This window comes from Hydrogenophaga luteola, from assembly GCF_042648585.1.
Lineage (GTDB): Bacteria > Pseudomonadota > Gammaproteobacteria > Burkholderiales > Burkholderiaceae_C > Hydrogenophaga > Hydrogenophaga luteola.
On the sequence record NZ_JBHRXX010000007.1, the window covers coordinates 334,663 to 350,033 of the forward strand.

At 66.1% G+C, this 15,371-nt stretch carries 19 protein-coding genes; 11 read left to right on the forward strand and 8 right to left on the reverse strand.

From position 1 onward, the window contains the following. The first annotated feature begins 93 nt into the window (after positions 1–93). Positions 94–492, forward strand: coding sequence for a DUF3299 domain-containing protein (locus ACFOPI_RS16310; RefSeq protein WP_382175947.1), 399 nt, complete (start codon positions 94–96; stop codon positions 490–492). Here the strand turns inward: ACFOPI_RS16310 and ACFOPI_RS16315 are convergent. Together ACFOPI_RS16315 and ACFOPI_RS16320 are read right to left on the reverse strand one after the other, a co-directional pair. Continuing rightward, on the reverse strand, positions 485–1,345 hold the full coding sequence (locus tag ACFOPI_RS16315; RefSeq protein ID WP_382175950.1) for a hypothetical protein: 861 nt from the start codon (positions 1,343–1,345) through the stop codon (positions 485–487). The two genes, ACFOPI_RS16310 and ACFOPI_RS16315, sit on opposite strands and share 8 nt — an antisense overlap. Beyond that, positions 1,342–1,791, reverse strand: a complete 450-nt coding sequence (locus ACFOPI_RS16320; protein ID WP_382175953.1) for an abscisic acid-deficient protein Aba4 family protein — start codon at positions 1,789–1,791, stop codon at positions 1,342–1,344. Before ACFOPI_RS16320 ends, ACFOPI_RS16315 begins: the two co-directional genes overlap by 4 nt. 101 nt (positions 1,792–1,892) lie before the next feature. Between ACFOPI_RS16320 and ACFOPI_RS16325 the strand changes: the two genes are divergently transcribed. Together ACFOPI_RS16325 and ACFOPI_RS16330 are read left to right on the forward strand one after the other, a co-directional pair. Continuing rightward, on the forward strand, positions 1,893–2,510 hold the full coding sequence (locus ACFOPI_RS16325; protein ID WP_382175956.1) for a TetR/AcrR family transcriptional regulator: 618 nt from the start codon (positions 1,893–1,895) through the stop codon (positions 2,508–2,510). A gap of 24 nt (positions 2,511–2,534) precedes the next feature. After that, complete coding sequence (locus tag ACFOPI_RS16330; RefSeq protein WP_382175959.1) at positions 2,535–3,491, forward strand: AEC family transporter; 957 nt, start codon at positions 2,535–2,537, stop codon at positions 3,489–3,491. A gap of 13 nt (positions 3,492–3,504) precedes the next feature. Here ACFOPI_RS16330 and ACFOPI_RS16335 read toward each other — a convergent pair whose 3' ends face one another. Both ACFOPI_RS16335 and ACFOPI_RS16340 read right to left on the reverse strand, forming a co-directional pair. Further along, positions 3,505–3,963 carry a hypothetical protein gene (locus tag ACFOPI_RS16335; protein WP_382175962.1) on the reverse strand — a complete coding sequence of 153 codons (459 nt, stop codon included), beginning with the start codon at positions 3,961–3,963 and terminating at the stop codon, positions 3,505–3,507. Next, positions 3,960–4,490: a GNAT family N-acetyltransferase gene (locus ACFOPI_RS16340; protein ID WP_382175965.1), complete on the reverse strand. Its 531-nt coding sequence runs from the start codon at positions 4,488–4,490 to the stop codon at positions 3,960–3,962. Before ACFOPI_RS16340 ends, ACFOPI_RS16335 begins: the two co-directional genes overlap by 4 nt. Positions 4,491–4,652: 162 nt before the next feature. Between ACFOPI_RS16340 and rpsP the strand changes: the two genes are divergently transcribed. The 6 genes from rpsP to ACFOPI_RS16370 all read left to right on the forward strand — a co-directional run bounded on the left by rpsP (position 4,653) and on the right by ACFOPI_RS16370 (position 8,521). Beyond that, a complete protein-coding gene (gene rpsP, locus ACFOPI_RS16345; protein WP_066253981.1) occupies positions 4,653–4,907 on the forward strand; it encodes a 30S ribosomal protein S16 in 255 nt (84 codons plus the stop codon). A gap of 16 nt (positions 4,908–4,923) precedes the next feature. Beyond that, positions 4,924–5,520, forward strand: a complete 597-nt coding sequence (rimM, locus tag ACFOPI_RS16350; protein ID WP_382175968.1) for a ribosome maturation factor RimM — start codon at positions 4,924–4,926, stop codon at positions 5,518–5,520. Positions 5,521–5,532: 12 nt separating this feature from the next. Next, positions 5,533–6,318 (forward strand): tRNA (guanosine(37)-N1)-methyltransferase TrmD, encoded by a 786-nt coding sequence (gene trmD, locus ACFOPI_RS16355; RefSeq protein WP_382175971.1) that lies wholly within the window; start codon positions 5,533–5,535, stop codon positions 6,316–6,318. Between the two features lie 112 nt (positions 6,319–6,430). After that, complete coding sequence (rplS, locus tag ACFOPI_RS16360; RefSeq protein ID WP_066254627.1) at positions 6,431–6,787, forward strand: 50S ribosomal protein L19; 357 nt, start codon at positions 6,431–6,433, stop codon at positions 6,785–6,787. A gap of 67 nt (positions 6,788–6,854) precedes the next feature. Continuing rightward, positions 6,855–7,553, forward strand: a complete 699-nt coding sequence (locus ACFOPI_RS16365) for a CoA pyrophosphatase (RefSeq protein ID WP_382175974.1) — start codon at positions 6,855–6,857, stop codon at positions 7,551–7,553. A gap of 38 nt (positions 7,554–7,591) precedes the next feature. After that, the gene (locus ACFOPI_RS16370; protein ID WP_382175976.1) at positions 7,592–8,521 is read left to right on the forward strand and encodes a CobD/CbiB family protein; all 930 of its coding nucleotides are present in this window, start codon (positions 7,592–7,594) and stop codon (positions 8,519–8,521) included. Positions 8,522–8,526: 5 nt separating this feature from the next. Here ACFOPI_RS16370 and rsgA read toward each other — a convergent pair whose 3' ends face one another. Both rsgA and ACFOPI_RS16380 read right to left on the reverse strand, forming a co-directional pair. Continuing rightward, entirely contained in the window at positions 8,527–9,513 is a 987-nt protein-coding gene (rsgA, locus tag ACFOPI_RS16375) for a ribosome small subunit-dependent GTPase A (protein WP_382175979.1), read from the reverse strand. Further along, entirely contained in the window at positions 9,510–10,778 is a 1,269-nt protein-coding gene (locus ACFOPI_RS16380) for a M48 family metallopeptidase (RefSeq protein WP_382175982.1), read from the reverse strand. The genes rsgA and ACFOPI_RS16380 overlap by 4 nt, the downstream gene beginning before the upstream one ends. Before the next feature lie 72 nt (positions 10,779–10,850). Here ACFOPI_RS16380 and orn point away from each other — a divergent pair, with 72 nt between their 5' ends. Continuing rightward, positions 10,851–11,456 (forward strand): oligoribonuclease, encoded by a 606-nt coding sequence (gene orn / locus ACFOPI_RS16385; protein WP_382175985.1) that lies wholly within the window; start codon positions 10,851–10,853, stop codon positions 11,454–11,456. Positions 11,457–11,532: 76 nt separating this feature from the next. Here orn and ACFOPI_RS16390 read toward each other — a convergent pair whose 3' ends face one another. Continuing rightward, positions 11,533–12,543 (reverse strand): inorganic phosphate transporter, encoded by a 1,011-nt coding sequence (locus tag ACFOPI_RS16390; RefSeq protein ID WP_382175988.1) that lies wholly within the window; start codon positions 12,541–12,543, stop codon positions 11,533–11,535. A gap of 16 nt (positions 12,544–12,559) precedes the next feature. Then, on the reverse strand, positions 12,560–13,207 hold the full coding sequence (locus ACFOPI_RS16395) for a DUF47 domain-containing protein (protein ID WP_382175991.1): 648 nt from the start codon (positions 13,205–13,207) through the stop codon (positions 12,560–12,562). A 438-nt stretch (positions 13,208–13,645) separates the two neighbouring features. Here ACFOPI_RS16395 and ACFOPI_RS16400 point away from each other — a divergent pair, with 438 nt between their 5' ends. Beyond that, positions 13,646–15,370 (forward strand): DEAD/DEAH box helicase, encoded by a 1,725-nt coding sequence (locus ACFOPI_RS16400; protein ID WP_382175994.1) that lies wholly within the window; start codon positions 13,646–13,648, stop codon positions 15,368–15,370. Position 15,371: the final 1 nt, after the last annotated feature.

Here is a 15,371-nt window from a genome sequence, read left to right on the forward strand (position 1 = left end):
CTGACGTCGCCCATTGGCACGCCTGCCGCGCCGGCCGCCGGGGCTGCAGCCGATCCCGTCGTGCCGCCGCATGTGCAAGGGCAGGGGGCTGGGGTGCACAGTCCGCTGTCGCCGTTTGCGCCGCTCAAGCCGCGCGAGGACGTGGTGCCCTGGTCGCTGCTTACCGACATCAAGACCGAGGTGAAGAACAAGCGCATCACACCGGTCTACACACCTGGCGTGCAGGCTCTGAACCAGAAGATGCAGAAGGTGCAGGGCTTCATGCTGCCGCTGGGGCCGGGCGAGCAGCAGCGCCACTTCCTGCTGGCGTCGGTGCCGCCCACCTGCTCGTTCTGCACGCCCGGCGGGCCAGAAAGCATGATCGAGATCCGCACCCGCGAGCCGGTGAAGTACAGCCTCAATGCGGTCGTGGTCGAGGGCAAGTTCCACGTGCTGCAGAACGACCCCTATGGCCTGTACTACCGCATGACCGAGGCGGTCGGTGTCAAGTAGCGCTGGTGCTGTAGGCTGCGGGCGGCGGCGTGAACACCGCGCCGTCCAGGCCCATCGCCATCGTGCCCACCCACCATGCAGTGTAGAGCGCGACGAACCCCCAGAGCCAGCGCCGGTCCGCACCCGCAGTGGCCAGCAGGGCCCCAACCAACGGGATGAACTGCTGGGCATGCATGCCCACGAAGTGCGCCGGCCGCAGGTCACCACCGCCCAGGTGCCAGCCCACCACCGGCAGACCCGCGCCCGACGGTGGCTGCACCGAACCCAGCAGGCCGCCAGCCCCTGCGCCGAGCACGAAGGTCAGCACCAGCCCCAACACCACTGAGCTTCGCCACACGGGCGACAGGTCGGCGCGGCCGTGGCGCGTGATGCGCCAGGCCAGCACCGGCTGCGTCGCCGTCATTGCCAGCGCACCCAGGCCCATCAGCGTGTACATGACCTGGTGGAACGGGCTGCTGAAGTTGAAGTGCGAGGCCTGGCCCAGCGCCGCCTGCAGCGTGATGTAGCCGATCTCGAACAGGCCGGCGGCCAGGGCCACCGCCACCAGCGCGCGCACGCTGGCGTGGCGCCGCTGTGCCTCGGGCAGCAGACCGACGAACCAGGCGGTGCTGAGCCAGAACAACCCGATCGAGGCCATGAACTTCAGCGGTTTGATCCAGACGTTGACCTCGCGCACGGTGCGTTCGTCCAGGCCCAGCGCCACCAGCGCCGGGAGCATGGCGGCCCAGATCAGCAGGGCGGCGATGGTGAGGGTGCGCTGGCGTTCGAGGGCTTCGCGCAGCAGGGCAGACGGGGCGATCAAATGTGTGCGGTCCGGCGCGATGGCGAGGGTGAGGGTGGAGGAGGGTTTCATGGGGCGACTCCGGTGGTGGATGGGACGGCGGAACGGCGGACGCTGCGGACCAGGGCAAAGGCCAGCACGCCCAGCGGTCCGAACAGGAAACACAGCACCAGCAGCGGCACGAGCAGGGCGTGCGGCCAGCCCAGGCGCGCGGCCTCGGCGGCGATCCAGCTGCCGACGAAGAGGTCGAAGGCCAGGTAGTGCACCCATCCAGCCACCAGCACGCCGGGCACGTCGAACAGCGCGCGCACCTCGGCCGGGCTGCCGAAGCCGCCTTCGCCGCGCCAGTGGGTCAGCAGCATCAGGGCGTACACGGCCGACAGCAGGACCGGCACCGCGCGGCCGGACAGCCAGCGCGCCCGGGCGCTCCAGGGCGCATGCGCGGGCGAGGCGATCAGGGCGATCCAGGCCAGCAGCGCCAGCGCATTGCAAAGGGAAAACACGGTATCCGGGGACATTGGTCGCTCCTGGGCGGGTTTCGCTGGTATCAACTAGACAGTGTCTGGTTGGATATCGTAGAGAGTCGACTTGACAGTGTCAAGTGATGCACACTCGGGCCATGCCTCCTCGTTCCACAGACCCCGCACAGCCCGACCTGAAACAGCGCATCCTCGAAGCCGCCGAGCACCTGCTCGAGGCCGAGGGCCTGGCAGCGCTGTCCATGCGCGAGGTGGCGCGTCGCAGCGGCGTGACCCATCAGGCGCCGTACCACCACTTCGCCGACCGCGAGGCCATCCTGGCCGAGCTGGTGATGCGCGGCTTCACCGAGCTGAGCGCCCGGCTGGCGCGGGCCAACGAGCAGATCTCCGACGTGGGCCGGCTGGAGGCGGGCATCGCCTCAGGCCTGGCCTATGTCGGCTACGCCATCGACCACCCGGGCGTGTTCCGGGTCATGTTCCGCCCGGAGCTGTGCGACGTCACCCGCTTCCCCGAGGCCCAGAAGTCCGGCACCTCGGCCTATGCGCAGCTGGAGCGGCTGGTGTCGGAAATCCACGGCGCCGACCAGGTGGCCACGCTCGCCATGGTCTATTGGTCGCAGGTACACGGCCTGGCCTGTCTGGTCATCGACGGACCCGTGGGTGTGCAACTGCCCGGGGCCGCCGAGCGGCGCGCTTACGCCCGGTCCGTGCTGGAGCCCTTTGCGCGCCAGATGCTGGCCCAGACCGGGCAGGGTTGACGGGGCGCGGGTAGCATCGCCCGGGTGAACCTCGCCAGCCATCCCGTCGTCGCCTCCCTCACCCCCGTTTTCCTGCTGATCGCCCTGGGCTACTTCGCCGGGCGCCGCGACTGGATCCGCGAGACCGCGGTGCGGGACCTCTCCAACTTGGTCTTCCTGCTGCTGATTCCCGCGCTGCTGTTTCGAACCATGAGCGGCGTGCACGTCGAGGCGCTGGACCTGCGGCCACTGGCGGCCTATTTCCCTGCCGCGCTGCTGCTGCTTGCTGCGTCCATCGCCTGGCGCGGCTTCAACCGCTCCAGCGTCGTGATGGCGCTGGGCGGGGTGTTCTCCAATATGGTGATGATCGGCATCACCCTGGTCGAGCTGGCCTACGGCAAGGCGGCACTGGTGACGCTGCTGACCCTGGTGTCGGTGCACGCGCTGATCCTGCTCACCGTGGGCTCGGTGGTGCTGGAACTGGTGGTCGCCCGCGAGGTGCGCGAAGGTGGCGACCGCGCGCCCCATGTGCTGGAGACCGCCTGGTCAGCTTTCAAGGGTGCGCTGATCCACCCCATTCCGCTGCCCATCATCAGCGGCCTGCTGTTCGCCCAGACTGGCTGGAGCCTGCCGGCGGTGGTCGACAAGCCGCTGCAGCTGCTGGGCAGCGCCTTCGGCCCGCTGGCCCTGGTGCTGGTGGGGGTCACGCTGGCGCGCACGCCACTGGGCGGGCATCTGAAACCCGCGCTCTGGATCACGGCGTCCAAGAACCTGCTGCTGCCGCTGCTGGTGGGTGTGTCGGCCTGGGCCTGGGGCATCAGCGGCCTGCCGCTGACGGTGATGGTGGTGGCCGCTGCGCTGCCCATGGGCGCCAACGTGTTTCTGTTCGCGCAGCGCTACGAGGTGGCCGAAGGACTCACGACTGCCGCCATGGGGCTTTCCACCACGCTGGCGCTGTTCACGCTTTCCCTCGTCATGCTCATCATGTCCTGGCTGAATTGACGAGGCGCGTGTTTCACTGGCTGATTTTTCTGGCTTCCTCGACCTGGTACTCAAAGTAGCGCTGGATGCCGAAGGCCAGACTGCCCATCAAGGCGATGGTGCCCACCAGCAGGCTCAGTACCAGAGCACCGATGGTCAGCCAGTTGGTCGCGCCGGCGCCGTCCTCGGGTGCTTGGTGTGGGTTGAACCAGCCGTTCCAGCGCGGCCGGTCGCTCAGCGCATAGACGATGCCGGCCAGGCAGCTGGTGGCGATGCTCATGCCCAAAAAAGGTATCAGCAACCACGACAGCACATCGTCCTGCCCCAAGGTCTGTACGCGCTCGACGCCCCACCAGCCCAGCGCCGACGCGATGGGGTGCAGCCACCCGATCCAGTCGCCCAGACCGCGCAGGTAGAAGCGGTGCAGGCCCATGTGGCCACCCAGGACGGCGAGCCACACGGTCAGGGTCTTGTTCTTTTTCGGATGGCTCATGCCCCGGCCTCGGGCGGCGTGCGGTCGCCCTCGCCGATGGCGCGCTGCATCATCACGATGTCCAGCCAGCGACCGAACTTCCAGCCACAGGCCTGGACGACGCCGACCTGTTCGAAGCCCAGGGCCTTGTGTACGCCGATCGAACCTGCGTTGGCCGAATCTCCGATCACCGCCATCACCTTGCGGATGCCGCCGCGTTCGAGCGCGGCGAGCAGCTCGGCCAGCAGCGCGCGGCCCAGACCCTTGCCGGCAGCTTCGGGGGCGAGGTAAATGGAGTCTTCTACCGAGAAGCGGTAGGCTGGTCGCGGCTTGAACCAGTTGCCATAGGCATAGCCCAGGATCTCGCCCGCTTCCTCCACCACCAGCCAGGGCAGACCCTTGGACAGCACGTCGGCGCGGCGGGCGGTCATCTCTTCCAGGGAGGGGGGCGTGGTCTCGAAGGTACCCGTGCCGTGCAGCACATGGTGGGCGTAGATGCGCGTTACGGCAGGCAGATCGTGCTCGGTGCTGGGGCGGATCAGGGGCATGGGAGGGGTAGAAATAAGGTGCTTGGGTTCTGTAGGCAGCCGGCTATAATGGCAGGCTTTGCAGCGTTTCGCTGGCCGGGTGGTCAGTCGTGTGTCTCAAGCGCTGCGAGAAAACACTGTCACGTGTTGTGCCGGTGTTCACCACCACCCGAAGGATAAATCATGGTCGTCATTCGACTCTCCCGCGGCGGCGCCAAGGCCCGTCCGTTCTACAACATCGTGGTCGCCGACAAGCGCAACCGTCGCGATGGCCGCTTCATCGAGCGCATCGGCTTCTACAACCCCCTGGCCAAGGGCGGCGAAGAGCCCCTGCGCATTGCCCAGGACCGCCTGACCTACTGGACCGGCGTCGGCGCCGAGCCGTCGGACACCGTGGCCCGTCTGGTCAAGCAAGCCGCCGCCAAGGCCGCTGCCTGATCGCCCTGCGTTCGCAGTGATCCCCTCGAGCGGCCCGTTCGAAGCATCGCCTCTGCCGGCGGATGCGGTCGAACTGGGCCGTTTTCTTGACGCCTGGGGCGTCAAGGGCTGGGTCCACATCCAGCCGCACAGCGCCGATACCCGCGCGCTGTTCGAATCATCTGATTGGTTCCTGTTGCCGCCCGAAGCCCGCTTCGCGCGTGGCTTTTCGGCGTTTCCAGGCCCTGTGCATGTGCGCGTGGCAGAGATCAAAGTGCATTCCGATGGCCTCGTCGCCCGTCTGGAGGGTGTGGCGGACCGCAATGGTGCCGAGGCGCTCAAGGGCGTGCGCATCCATGTGCCCCGCAGCGCCTTCCCGGCCGCCGCCGACGGGGAGTACTACTGGGTCGACCTGATCGGTCTGGACGTGGTCAACCGCGAAGGCGTGCATCTCGGAGTGGTGCGCGACCTCATGCCCACCGGTCCGACCTCGGTGCTGGTGATGGAATACACCGAGACGGTGGATGGCGTCGCCAAGATGGCCGAGCGCATGGTGCCTTTTGTGGCGGCCTACATTGACGATGTGGACCTGAAAGCCCGCCGCATCACCGCCGACTGGCATACCGACTACTGACCGGAGCGCGCCATGCGCTTTGACGTCATCACGCTGTTTCCCGAGCTCTTTGAGCCGTTCTTCCGCAGCGGCATCAACCGCCGTGCGTTCGAATCGAAGCAGGTGGACGTGCGCCTGTGGAATCCCCGCGACTTTGCCGAGGGCAACTACCGCCGCGTGGACGACCGCCCGTTTGGCGGCGGGCCGGGTATGGTCATGATGGCCGAGCCGCTGTGGCGCTGCCTGCAGGCCATCCGCGCCGACCGCGCCGACCGCGCCGACCCCGAGGGGGGCTGCGCGCCGGTGGTGCTGTTCTCGCCCATCGGCCAGCGGCTGGACCATGCCATGTCGGTCGGCTATTCGCAAAGCGCGGGAGCGGTGCTGGTCTGCGGCCGCTACGAAGGCATTGACCAGCGCTTCATCAACGCCTGCGTGGACCGCCAGATCAGCCTCGGCGACTTCGTGCTTTCGGGCGGCGAGATTGCGGCCATGGCCCTGCTGGATTCGGTGGCGCGCCTGATGCCGGGCGTGCTGGGCGATGAGGGCAGCCACCAGCAGGACAGCTTCAATCCGGCACTGGATGGCCTGCTGGACAGCCCGCACCACACCCGGCCCGAAGTCTGGAACGGTCCGGAGGGCTCTGTCGCAGTGCCCGAGGTGCTCATGGGCGGGCACCACGAGCGCATAGCGCGTTACCGCCGGGAGCAGAGCTTGGCCCTTACCGCCCACCAGCGGCCGGACCTGCTGGCGCAGGCCCGGGAGGCCGGGCGGCTCTCGTCCGCCGACGAAGTTTTCCTGCGCTCCCTGAAAAAGCTATAATCCAAGGCTTTTCGATCCTCTGGCCGGCCGTTGTGACCGGTGACCGCTTCCAGCGCGGTCAGGGAATTACAGCCTCTTGTGTAGCGCGGCCACGATCGTTGAACAGGAAACCATGAACCTCATCCAGACCCTCGAGCAGGAAGAAATTGCTCGCCTTGGCAAGACCATCCCGGCATTCGCCCCTGGCGACACGGTGATCGTCAACGTGAACGTGATCGAAGGCACCCGCAAGCGCGTGCAGGCCTACGAAGGCGTGGTGGTCGCCCGCCGCAACCGTGGCCTGAACTCCAGCTTCATCGTGCGCAAGATCTCCAACGGCGAAGGCGTGGAGCGGACCTTCCCGCTGTACAGCCCGCTGATCGCTTCGATCGAAGTCAAGCGCCGCGGTGACGTGCGCCGTGCCAAGCTGTACTACCTGCGCCAGCGCAGCGGCAAGTCGGCCCGCATCAAGGAAAAGCTGGGCGCATAAGCGCACTGCTTTCGCCAAGAGCCGCTCACCCGAGCGGCTTTTTTGTGCCTGTTTCATACTCGTGACCATGTCCTCCTCTGCACCAACGCGCTATCCACCCGCCTTTGATCCGCGCCAGGTGCCCGTGCTGCAGGGGGCCGGCGCAGAGGCGCAGGAAGCCGTATCTCCCAGTCGCCTCACTCCCGAAGGGCTGCGCGAGCGCTTCGCGCGCCCTCCGGTGTGGACTCCGGAGCTGGTTCGCGAGCGCCGTTTCACCGACCGGGCGCCAGCGCCAGCGGCTGTGCTGATCCCGCTGGTGGTGCGCGAGCGCCTGGGACTGTTGCTGACACAGCGCACGGCCCACCTGTCCACCCACTCCGGGCAGATTGCGTTTCCCGGAGGCAAGGTCGATCCCGAAGACCGGGACGCCACGGCTGCCGCCTTGCGCGAAGCCCAGGAGGAAATCGGTCTTGAACCCGTGCACATCGAGGTGTTGGGCAGCCTGCCGGAATACGTGACCGGTACACAGTTCCACATCACACCGGTGGTGGCACTGGTGCATCCTGGGTTCGCGCTGCTGCCCAACCCGGGCGAAGTGGACGATGTGTTCGAGGTGCCGCTGGAGTTCCTCATGGATCCGGTCAACCACCGCCGCCATGGATTCGAGTGGAACGGTGAAATGCGCGAGTGGTATTCGATGCCCTACCAGGAAGGTGCGACGGAGCGCTTCATCTGGGGGGCCACAGCCGGAATGCTGCGCAACCTGTATCGTTTCCTCACCGCCTGAGGCGTCGGGCCCTGCGGGGCGCTCGCTATCATCGGGCCATGATCTTTTTTGCCATCCTGCTGGCTTTCCTGATCGAACAGGCACGTCCCCTGTCGATCGACAACCCCGTGTTTGCTGGTCTGCGAAGCTGGGCCCGGCTGGTGCGCCGCAACCTGGACACCGGCCAGGCGGTGCACGGATGGCTGGCCTGGGGTTTGGCCACCATGGTGCCGGGCCTGCTGGCGACCCTGGTGTACTGGGGCCTCTGGCAGTTCAGCAACGTGCTGTCATTCGTCTGGCTGGTGCTGGTGCTCTATGTGACGCTGGGCTTTCGTCAGTTCAGCCACCACTTCACCGACATCCGACAAGCGCTGGAGGTGGGTGACGACCTGCTCGCCCGTGAAAAGCTGGCGCAGTGGCTGCATGTGGAAACCAGCAGCCTGCCCCGGGCCGAAGTGCTGCGGCAGGTGATCGAACAGTCGGTGCTGGCCGCGCACCGCCACGTCTTTGGTGTGCTGGCGGCGTTTGTCGTGTGCTGGCTGCTCGGACTGGGGCCTGCCGGGGCGGTGTTCTACCGCATGGCCGAGTATCTCTCGCGCAACTGGCGGATGCGCCCCGATGGCACTCCCAGTCAAGCCACCCAGCAGGCCGCAGCCACGGGATGGCAGTGGATAGACCATGTGCCTGCCCGCGCGACCGCGTTGGGTTTCGCGGTGGTGGGCAACTTCGAGGAGGCTGTGGCGAGCTGGCGGGGTGAAGCCGAACAGTTCGGTCCGGGCACCGATGGCGTGGTTCTGGCCGCCACTTCCGGCGCAATCAACGTGCGTCTGAACGCTCGCGAAGGAAAACCGGAAGAGGCCGAAGGCGTGGCGACCAAGCCCGAACCCCAGCTGGCCCATTTGGCCAGCGCAGTCGGCCTGGTATGGCGCAGCGTGGTGCTCTGGATGCTCCTGCTGGCGCTGTTGACGCTGGCCCGGCTGCTTGGCTGAGCAGGTCAGTAGCTCCGCTTGGCGGAGAGCTCGGCAAACAGGTCTTCATAGATGCGGTAGCGGGTGGGGGCGATGATGTGGTCGTCACCGGAGGCCTCGCCCTGCACCTTGGCGCGCACCCCACAGCCGGGTTCGTGCAGATGGGTGCAGTTGTAGAACCTGCACGCGCCGAGCGCCGCGCGCAGATCGGGCATGAGGCTGGCCAACCGGGTCGCGTCGATGTGGTTCAGGCCAAACTCCTGGAAGCCGGGCGAATCGATCAATGCGGTGGTGCGCGCCGTGTCGACCCAATACCAGGTGGTGCTGGTGGTCGTGTGCTTGCCCGAGTTCAGTGCACGCGAGATTTCACCCGTCTGTGCCTGGGCCTGTGGCACCAGGCGGTTGACGAGGGTGCTCTTGCCGACACCGGATGGGCCGAGCACCAGGGTGGTCTTGCCCTCCAGTCGCTGCACGAGCGCGTCCAGGCCAGAAGAGGCATCGTGCTCGCCCTTGAGCCGCAGTGGCAGCACCGTCAAACCCATGGCGCGGTAGGGGGCCAGCCGCTCCCAGGCACGCTCGAACAGGGCGCCGAGATCAGCCTTGTTGAGCACGATCAGTGGTGCTATGCCTTCGGCCTCTGCGGCCACCAGCGCGCGCGTCAGCTGGCTCTCGGAGAACTCCGGCTCGGCCGCCAGCAGCACCAGCACCTGGTCGAGGTTGGCGGCGAACGACTTGGTGCGCAGTTCGTCCTGGCGGTAGAAAAGGTTGAGCCTTGGTTCGACCCGCTCGATGCTGCCTTCATCCCCGGTGGGCATCCAGTGCACCCGGTCGCCCACCACGGCCTGGCTTTTTTTTCCTCTCGGGTGGCAGATGCGGCGTTGTCCGTCCGGGCTCTCGACCAGGCAGTGCCGCCCGTGGGCGGCGACCACCAGTCCGATATCGACAGAGCCCTCGGATTCCGGTGCCCGGCCCGCGGCATCGGCGCGCGAACGGGAGTGGGGCGAGTGGTTCATGCGGCCGCACCCTGCAGACGCGCAATGCGCTCGCTGGCAGGCGGGTGAGAGTAGTAGAAGCGGGCGAACACCGGGTCGGGGGTGAGGGTGCTGGCGTTGTCCTTGTAGAGCTTGAGCAGGGCGCTGGCCAGGTCGTTTCCATCGGTATGGGCGCAGGCGTAGGCGTCTGCCTCGAACTCGTGGCGGCGCGAGAGCTGCGCAATCAGCGGCGAGAGGAAGTAGGTGAACAGCGGGACCACCATCAGGAAGAGCAGCAGCGCCAGTGCGTCGTTGGGGGCATCCAGTGACGGCACCACGCCCAGCCCGGTGTAGAACCAGGCTTGGCGTGACACCCACCCCAGCACCGCAAAGCCCACCAGGCTGAGCGCGAACATCAGCACGGTGCGCTGCAGGATGTGGCGCCGCTTGTAGTGGCCCAGTTCGTGCGCCAGCACGGCGTCGATCTCCGGCGGCGCGAGCTGTTTGAGCAGGGTGTCGAAGAAGACCACGCGTTTGGCGGCGCCGAAACCGGTGAAGTAGGCGTTGGCGTGGGCGCTGCGCTTGCTGCCGTCCATTACGAACAGTCCCTTGGCCGCGAAGCCGCAGCGCTTCATCAGGTCGTTCACGCGGGTTTTGAGTGTTTCGTCCTGCAGCGGCTCGAACTTGTTGAACAGAGGGGCGATCAGCGTGGGGTAGAGCACCAGCAGCAGCAGGTTGAACACCATCCAGGCTCCCCAGGCCCAGAGCCACCAGGTGGGGCCGGCAGCGCCCATGAGCCACAGGACCAGCGCCGCAATGGGCAGCCCGATCAGTGCGCCAACCACGGCACCCTTGAGCAGGTCGCCGAGCCACAGGCTCAGGCTCATCTTGTTGAATCCGAAGCGCTCTTCGAGCCGGAAGGTTGACCACCAGCCCAGCGGCAACGTCAGCACCGCGCCGATGAGCGTGAACGCGCCCAGCAAAGCGAGCTGTTGCCACATGCCGGGCTCCATCCACTGCAGCAGCCACTGGTTGAGCGCATGCAGTCCGCCCAGCAAGGTCCAACCCAGCAACAGGGCGGCTTCGATGGCCGATTCGAGCATGCCGAAGCGGGCCTTGGCGACGGTGTAGTCGGCGGCCTTGCGGTGGGCATCCAGCCCAATGGTGGCAGCGAACGGATCGGGGACCCGGTCGCGGTGGCGAACCACATGACGGATCTGCCGGCTGGCGAGCACCGTGCGGACGATCAGTCCGCCCACGAGCAAGGCACAGAAGAGGTAGGTGAAGGCGAGGGCGCTGCTGTCCATGTCCGAGAGTCTATCGAAGCGGCGCCATGGCTGCCGCGCAGGGACATGGCGGTCATCGGCGAAAATCGGCGCATGAGCCAAGACCACACCAACCCGGCTGCGATGGCCGCCGAAACCCCTGTTCCCACTTTGAGCAAGAGCGACCAGAACCTGGTTTGGCTCGATTGCGAGATGAGCGGGCTAGACCCTGAAAAGGAGCGCTTGCTGGAGATCGCTGTGGTGGTCACGGGCCCCAACCTCGAGCCCCGGGTGGAGGGGCCGGTATTTGCCATTCACCAGAGCGACGCGGTCCTCAATGGCATGGACGCCTGGAACAAGGGCACCCATGGCAAGAGCGGCCTGATCGACAAGGTCAAGGCCAGCACCATCGACGAAGAGCAGGCACAGGCCGAGCTCCTGGCCTTCATCGGCCAGTACGTGCCAAAAAATGGCTCCCCCATGTGCGGCAACAGCATCGGGCAGGACCGGCGTTTTCTGGTGAAGTACATGCCCAAGCTGGAGGCGTATTTCCACTACCGCAACCTGGACGTGAGCACCATCAAGGAACTGGCCAAGCGCTGGAAGCCTGCGGTCTACGACAGCTTCAAGAAACACCAGAGGCACACGGCACTGGCCGATGTGCATGAGTCCATCGACGAGCTGGCTCACTACCGCGAGCACTTCCTCCGGATGGACTGAGCTCTCGGCAAAGACAACAAAAAAAGGGCCTGCGGCCCTTTTTTTGTTGTCGTCTGCCGGAGTGGCCTTTAGGTTCTCAGAACACTGTGAGGCTGAACCAGTAGGCCACCGCCGCCACAAAGGCCGACGCCGGAATGGTCAGCACCCAGGCCCAGACGATGTTGCCCGCCACCCCCCAGCGCACCGCGCTGGCGCGCTGCACCGAACCCACGCCGACGATGGCGCCGGTGATGGTGTGGGTGGTCGACACGGGAATGCCCAGCGCCGTGGCCAAGAAGAGCGTCATCGCACCGCCGGTCTCTGCGCAGAACCCGCCCACCGGCTTGAGCTTGGTGATCTTCTGTCCCATGGTGCGAACGATGCGCCAGCCGCCGAACATGGTGCCCAGACCAATCGCCGCATAGCAGGACACGATGGTCCAGGTTGGGGGTGACTTGTCGGCGGAAGAGGCATAGCCGGTGGCGATCAGCAGCATCCAGATGATGCCGATCGTCTTCTGCGCGTCGTTGCCGCCATGGCCGAGGCTGTAGGCACCCGCCGAGACCAGCTGAAGTCGCCGGAACCAGCCGTCGACCTTGAGCGGCCGCGTGCGGCGGAACACCCAGGCCACCAGGACCATCATCAGCGAGCCCAGAATGAAGCCCAGCAGCGGCGAGACAAAAATGAAGGCCACCGTGCGGAGCACGCCTGTCGCGATCAGTGCGCCTGCGCCAGCCTTGGCAATCACGGCACCCACGATGCCGCCGATAAGCGCGTGCGACGAGCTGCTGGGAATGCCGTAGTACCAGGTGATCAGGTTCCAGGTGATCGCCCCGGTGAGGGCGCCGAACACCACGTGCGTATCGATCACCGAGGGGTCGGCGATACCCTTGCCGACGGTGGCCGCGACGCTGAGCTTGAAGATGAAGATCGCAACGAAGTTGAAGAAGGCGGCGAACACCACCGCCTGCCCTGGCTTGAGCACGCCGGTGGAAACGATGGTTGCGATCGAATTGGCGGCGTCATGAAACCCGTTCATGAAGTCGAAAATCAGCGCCAGCGCCACCAGCATGACCACGACCCAGAGGGCCGCCTGAACGGTCGTCATGGCAGGACCCTTCCGATCAGGAGTTCTCGAGGACGATGCCCTCGATCAGGTTGGCGACGTCCTCGCACTTGTCGGTGATGGTTTCGAGCAGCTCGTAGATGGCCTTTAGCTTGATCACCTCGCGCACTTCCGGCTCCTCACGGAACAGCTTGCTCATGGCCGAGCGCATGACGCGGTCAGCGTCGGATTCGAGGCGGTCGATCTCTTCGCAGGTCTTGACCGCGGCTTCGGCGGTCTTGGGGTCGTTGACGTCCTTGAGCAGGCTGATCGCGTGCTTGAGCCGCTCGCAACACTTGACGCTCAGGTCGGTCAGTCGCGAGATCTCGTCGGTCATGTGGCGCACGTCGTACAGCGCCATGGTTTCAGCCGAGTCCTGGATCAGGTCGGCCACGTCGTCCATGGTGTTGATCAGCGAGTGGATCTGCTCGCGGTCGATCGGCGTGATGAAGGTGGTGTGCAGCAGGCGGTTCACTTCGTGGGTGATGCGGTCGGCCGCACGCTCGGCGTGGTCCACTTCCTGGTTGTACTTGTCCCTCAGGAGCGGGTCGCTGTAGTGAGCCACCAATTGCGAGAAGGCATGCGCAGCCTTGACGATCTGTTCGGCGTGCTGGTTGAACAGCTCAAAAAAATTGCCCTCTTTGGGCAACAGCTTGCCAAAAAACATGGCGTCTCCGGTGGTGGAATATGAAAAAGATGTGACGTTTATGCGTCGAATCGGTGGATTTTAGCCGCCGGCATTTTTTGCCAAAGGACACGCTTGGGGCCTGCGCGGCACCGGCGCGCTTGGATAGCTTGGGGAAAACCCCGATTCGTGCAATAATCTCTGGCTGCCCTTCCACGACAAGGGCGGATTTGTGCATCTGCCTCACACAAGAGGCCTCCCGAATGCCCGCCGGCATCGTCAAACGACGCCAAGGCCGGACACGGACGAGGCCAATCGCTGAGTTAGCCGGAGACCCTCCGGCTTGTCCCGCGCGGTACCGTTTGTGGTTGATGTTTTGTAACCACGAACGGATCAGATACCTGCGGGTTCCGGCCAACGGCCGGCATCTCCCATGGACCTGTTCTGTTCAATGACGCCCGTTGTGGCGCCAGGACGAACATGAGCGACGCTTTTGAAGATCGCGGCGAATTCACGCCCGACATTTCCTCCAACGAACTGCTGGCCGACGCGCCCGTGGCCACGGAACCCAATGCCTTCGAGGTGCTGGGTCTGGCCCCGGAACTTGTCCGGGCGGTGGCCGATCTGGGTTACACCCAGCCCACCCAGGTGCAGTCGATGGTCATTCCCAAAGCCATCCGTCAGGAACACCAGACCGACGAGCGTTATGCCGACCTGATGGTTTCCAGCCAGACGGGCAGCGGCAAAACTGCGGCCTTCCTGCTGCCGGTGTTGCACACCCTGCTCAAGCAGCAGGACGCTCGGGCCGAAGCCGAGCGCCTGGCCTTCGAGAAGGAAACCGCCGAAGCGCTGGCCGCCGGCAAACCCGCCCCCAAGCGCGCCAAGCGCAAGGACCCCACCAACCCCCGCAACTTCAAGGCCGCCACGCCCGGTGCGCTGGTGCTGTGCCCGACCCGCGAACTCGCGCAGCAGGTGGCGCACGACGCCATCGACCTGGTGCGTCACTGCCGCGGCCTGCGCATCGCCAACGTGGTCGGTGGCATGCCGTACCAGCTGCAGATCGCCCGACTGCAGAACGCCGATCTCGTGGTTGCCACGCCGGGCCGTTTGCTGGACCTGCAGCGCTCGCAGCAGCTCAAGCTGGACCAGGTGCAGTTCCTGGTGGTCGACGAAGCCGACCGCATGTTGGACCTGGGCTTCTCGGATGACCTGGCCGAAGTCAACCAACTCACCAGCCAGCGCGACCAGACCATGATGTTCTCGGCCACCTTCGCGCCGCGCATCCAGCAACTGGCCCTGCGCGTGATGCACGAGGGCGGTAAACACGTGCAGAAGGTGCAGATCGACAGCCCGCAGGAAAAGCACGCCAACATCAAACAGGTGCTGTTCTGGGCCGACAACGCCGAGCACAAGCGCAAGCTGCTCGATCACTGGCTGCGCGACGCATCGATCAACCAGGCCGTGGTGTTCTGCAGCACCCAGGTGGAATGCGACGGGCTCGCCACCGACCTCCAGCAGACCGGTTTCCACGCCGTGGCCCTGCACGGTGCTCTCAGCCAGGGCCTGCGCAACCGCCGTCTGATGGCACTGCGCAGCGGACAGGTCCAGATTCTGGTGGCCACCGACGTCGCCGCCCGCGGCATCGACGTGCCGACCATTACGCACGTCTTCAACTTCGGCCTTCCCATGAAAGCCGAGGACTACACGCACCGCATTGGCCGCACCGGCCGCGCCGGGCGCGATGGCCTGGCCGTGACGTTCGCCGAGTTCCGCGACCGCCGCAAGATCGGCGACATCGAGGCCTACACCCGCCAGCGCATTGCTGTGGAGGTGGTGCCCGGTCTGGAGCCGCGCCAGCGCCCGCCGCAGCCCGAGTTCAATGGCCGCGGTCGCCCCGGTGGTGGCCGTCCGGGCAACGACCGTTTCCAGCGCCCCTCCGGCGACCGATTTGGTGGTGACCGTTTCGGCAGCGACCGCCGTCCGGCACCGCGCGGGCCCCGCGTCGAAGGGCGCTTCGACGCCCCTCGCTTCGAAGGCCGCGATACCGCGCCGCGTGGCGATGTGCGTTTCGACAGCCGTCCGGACCAGCGCCGCGATCACGCGCCCGCGCGTGGATTCGGCAAGCCCCAGGGTGGATCAGGCAACTGGGGACGCGGTGACGCCGGTGCGTCCCGTCCGGCCGGCCCGCGCCGCCAGCCGCGCTGAG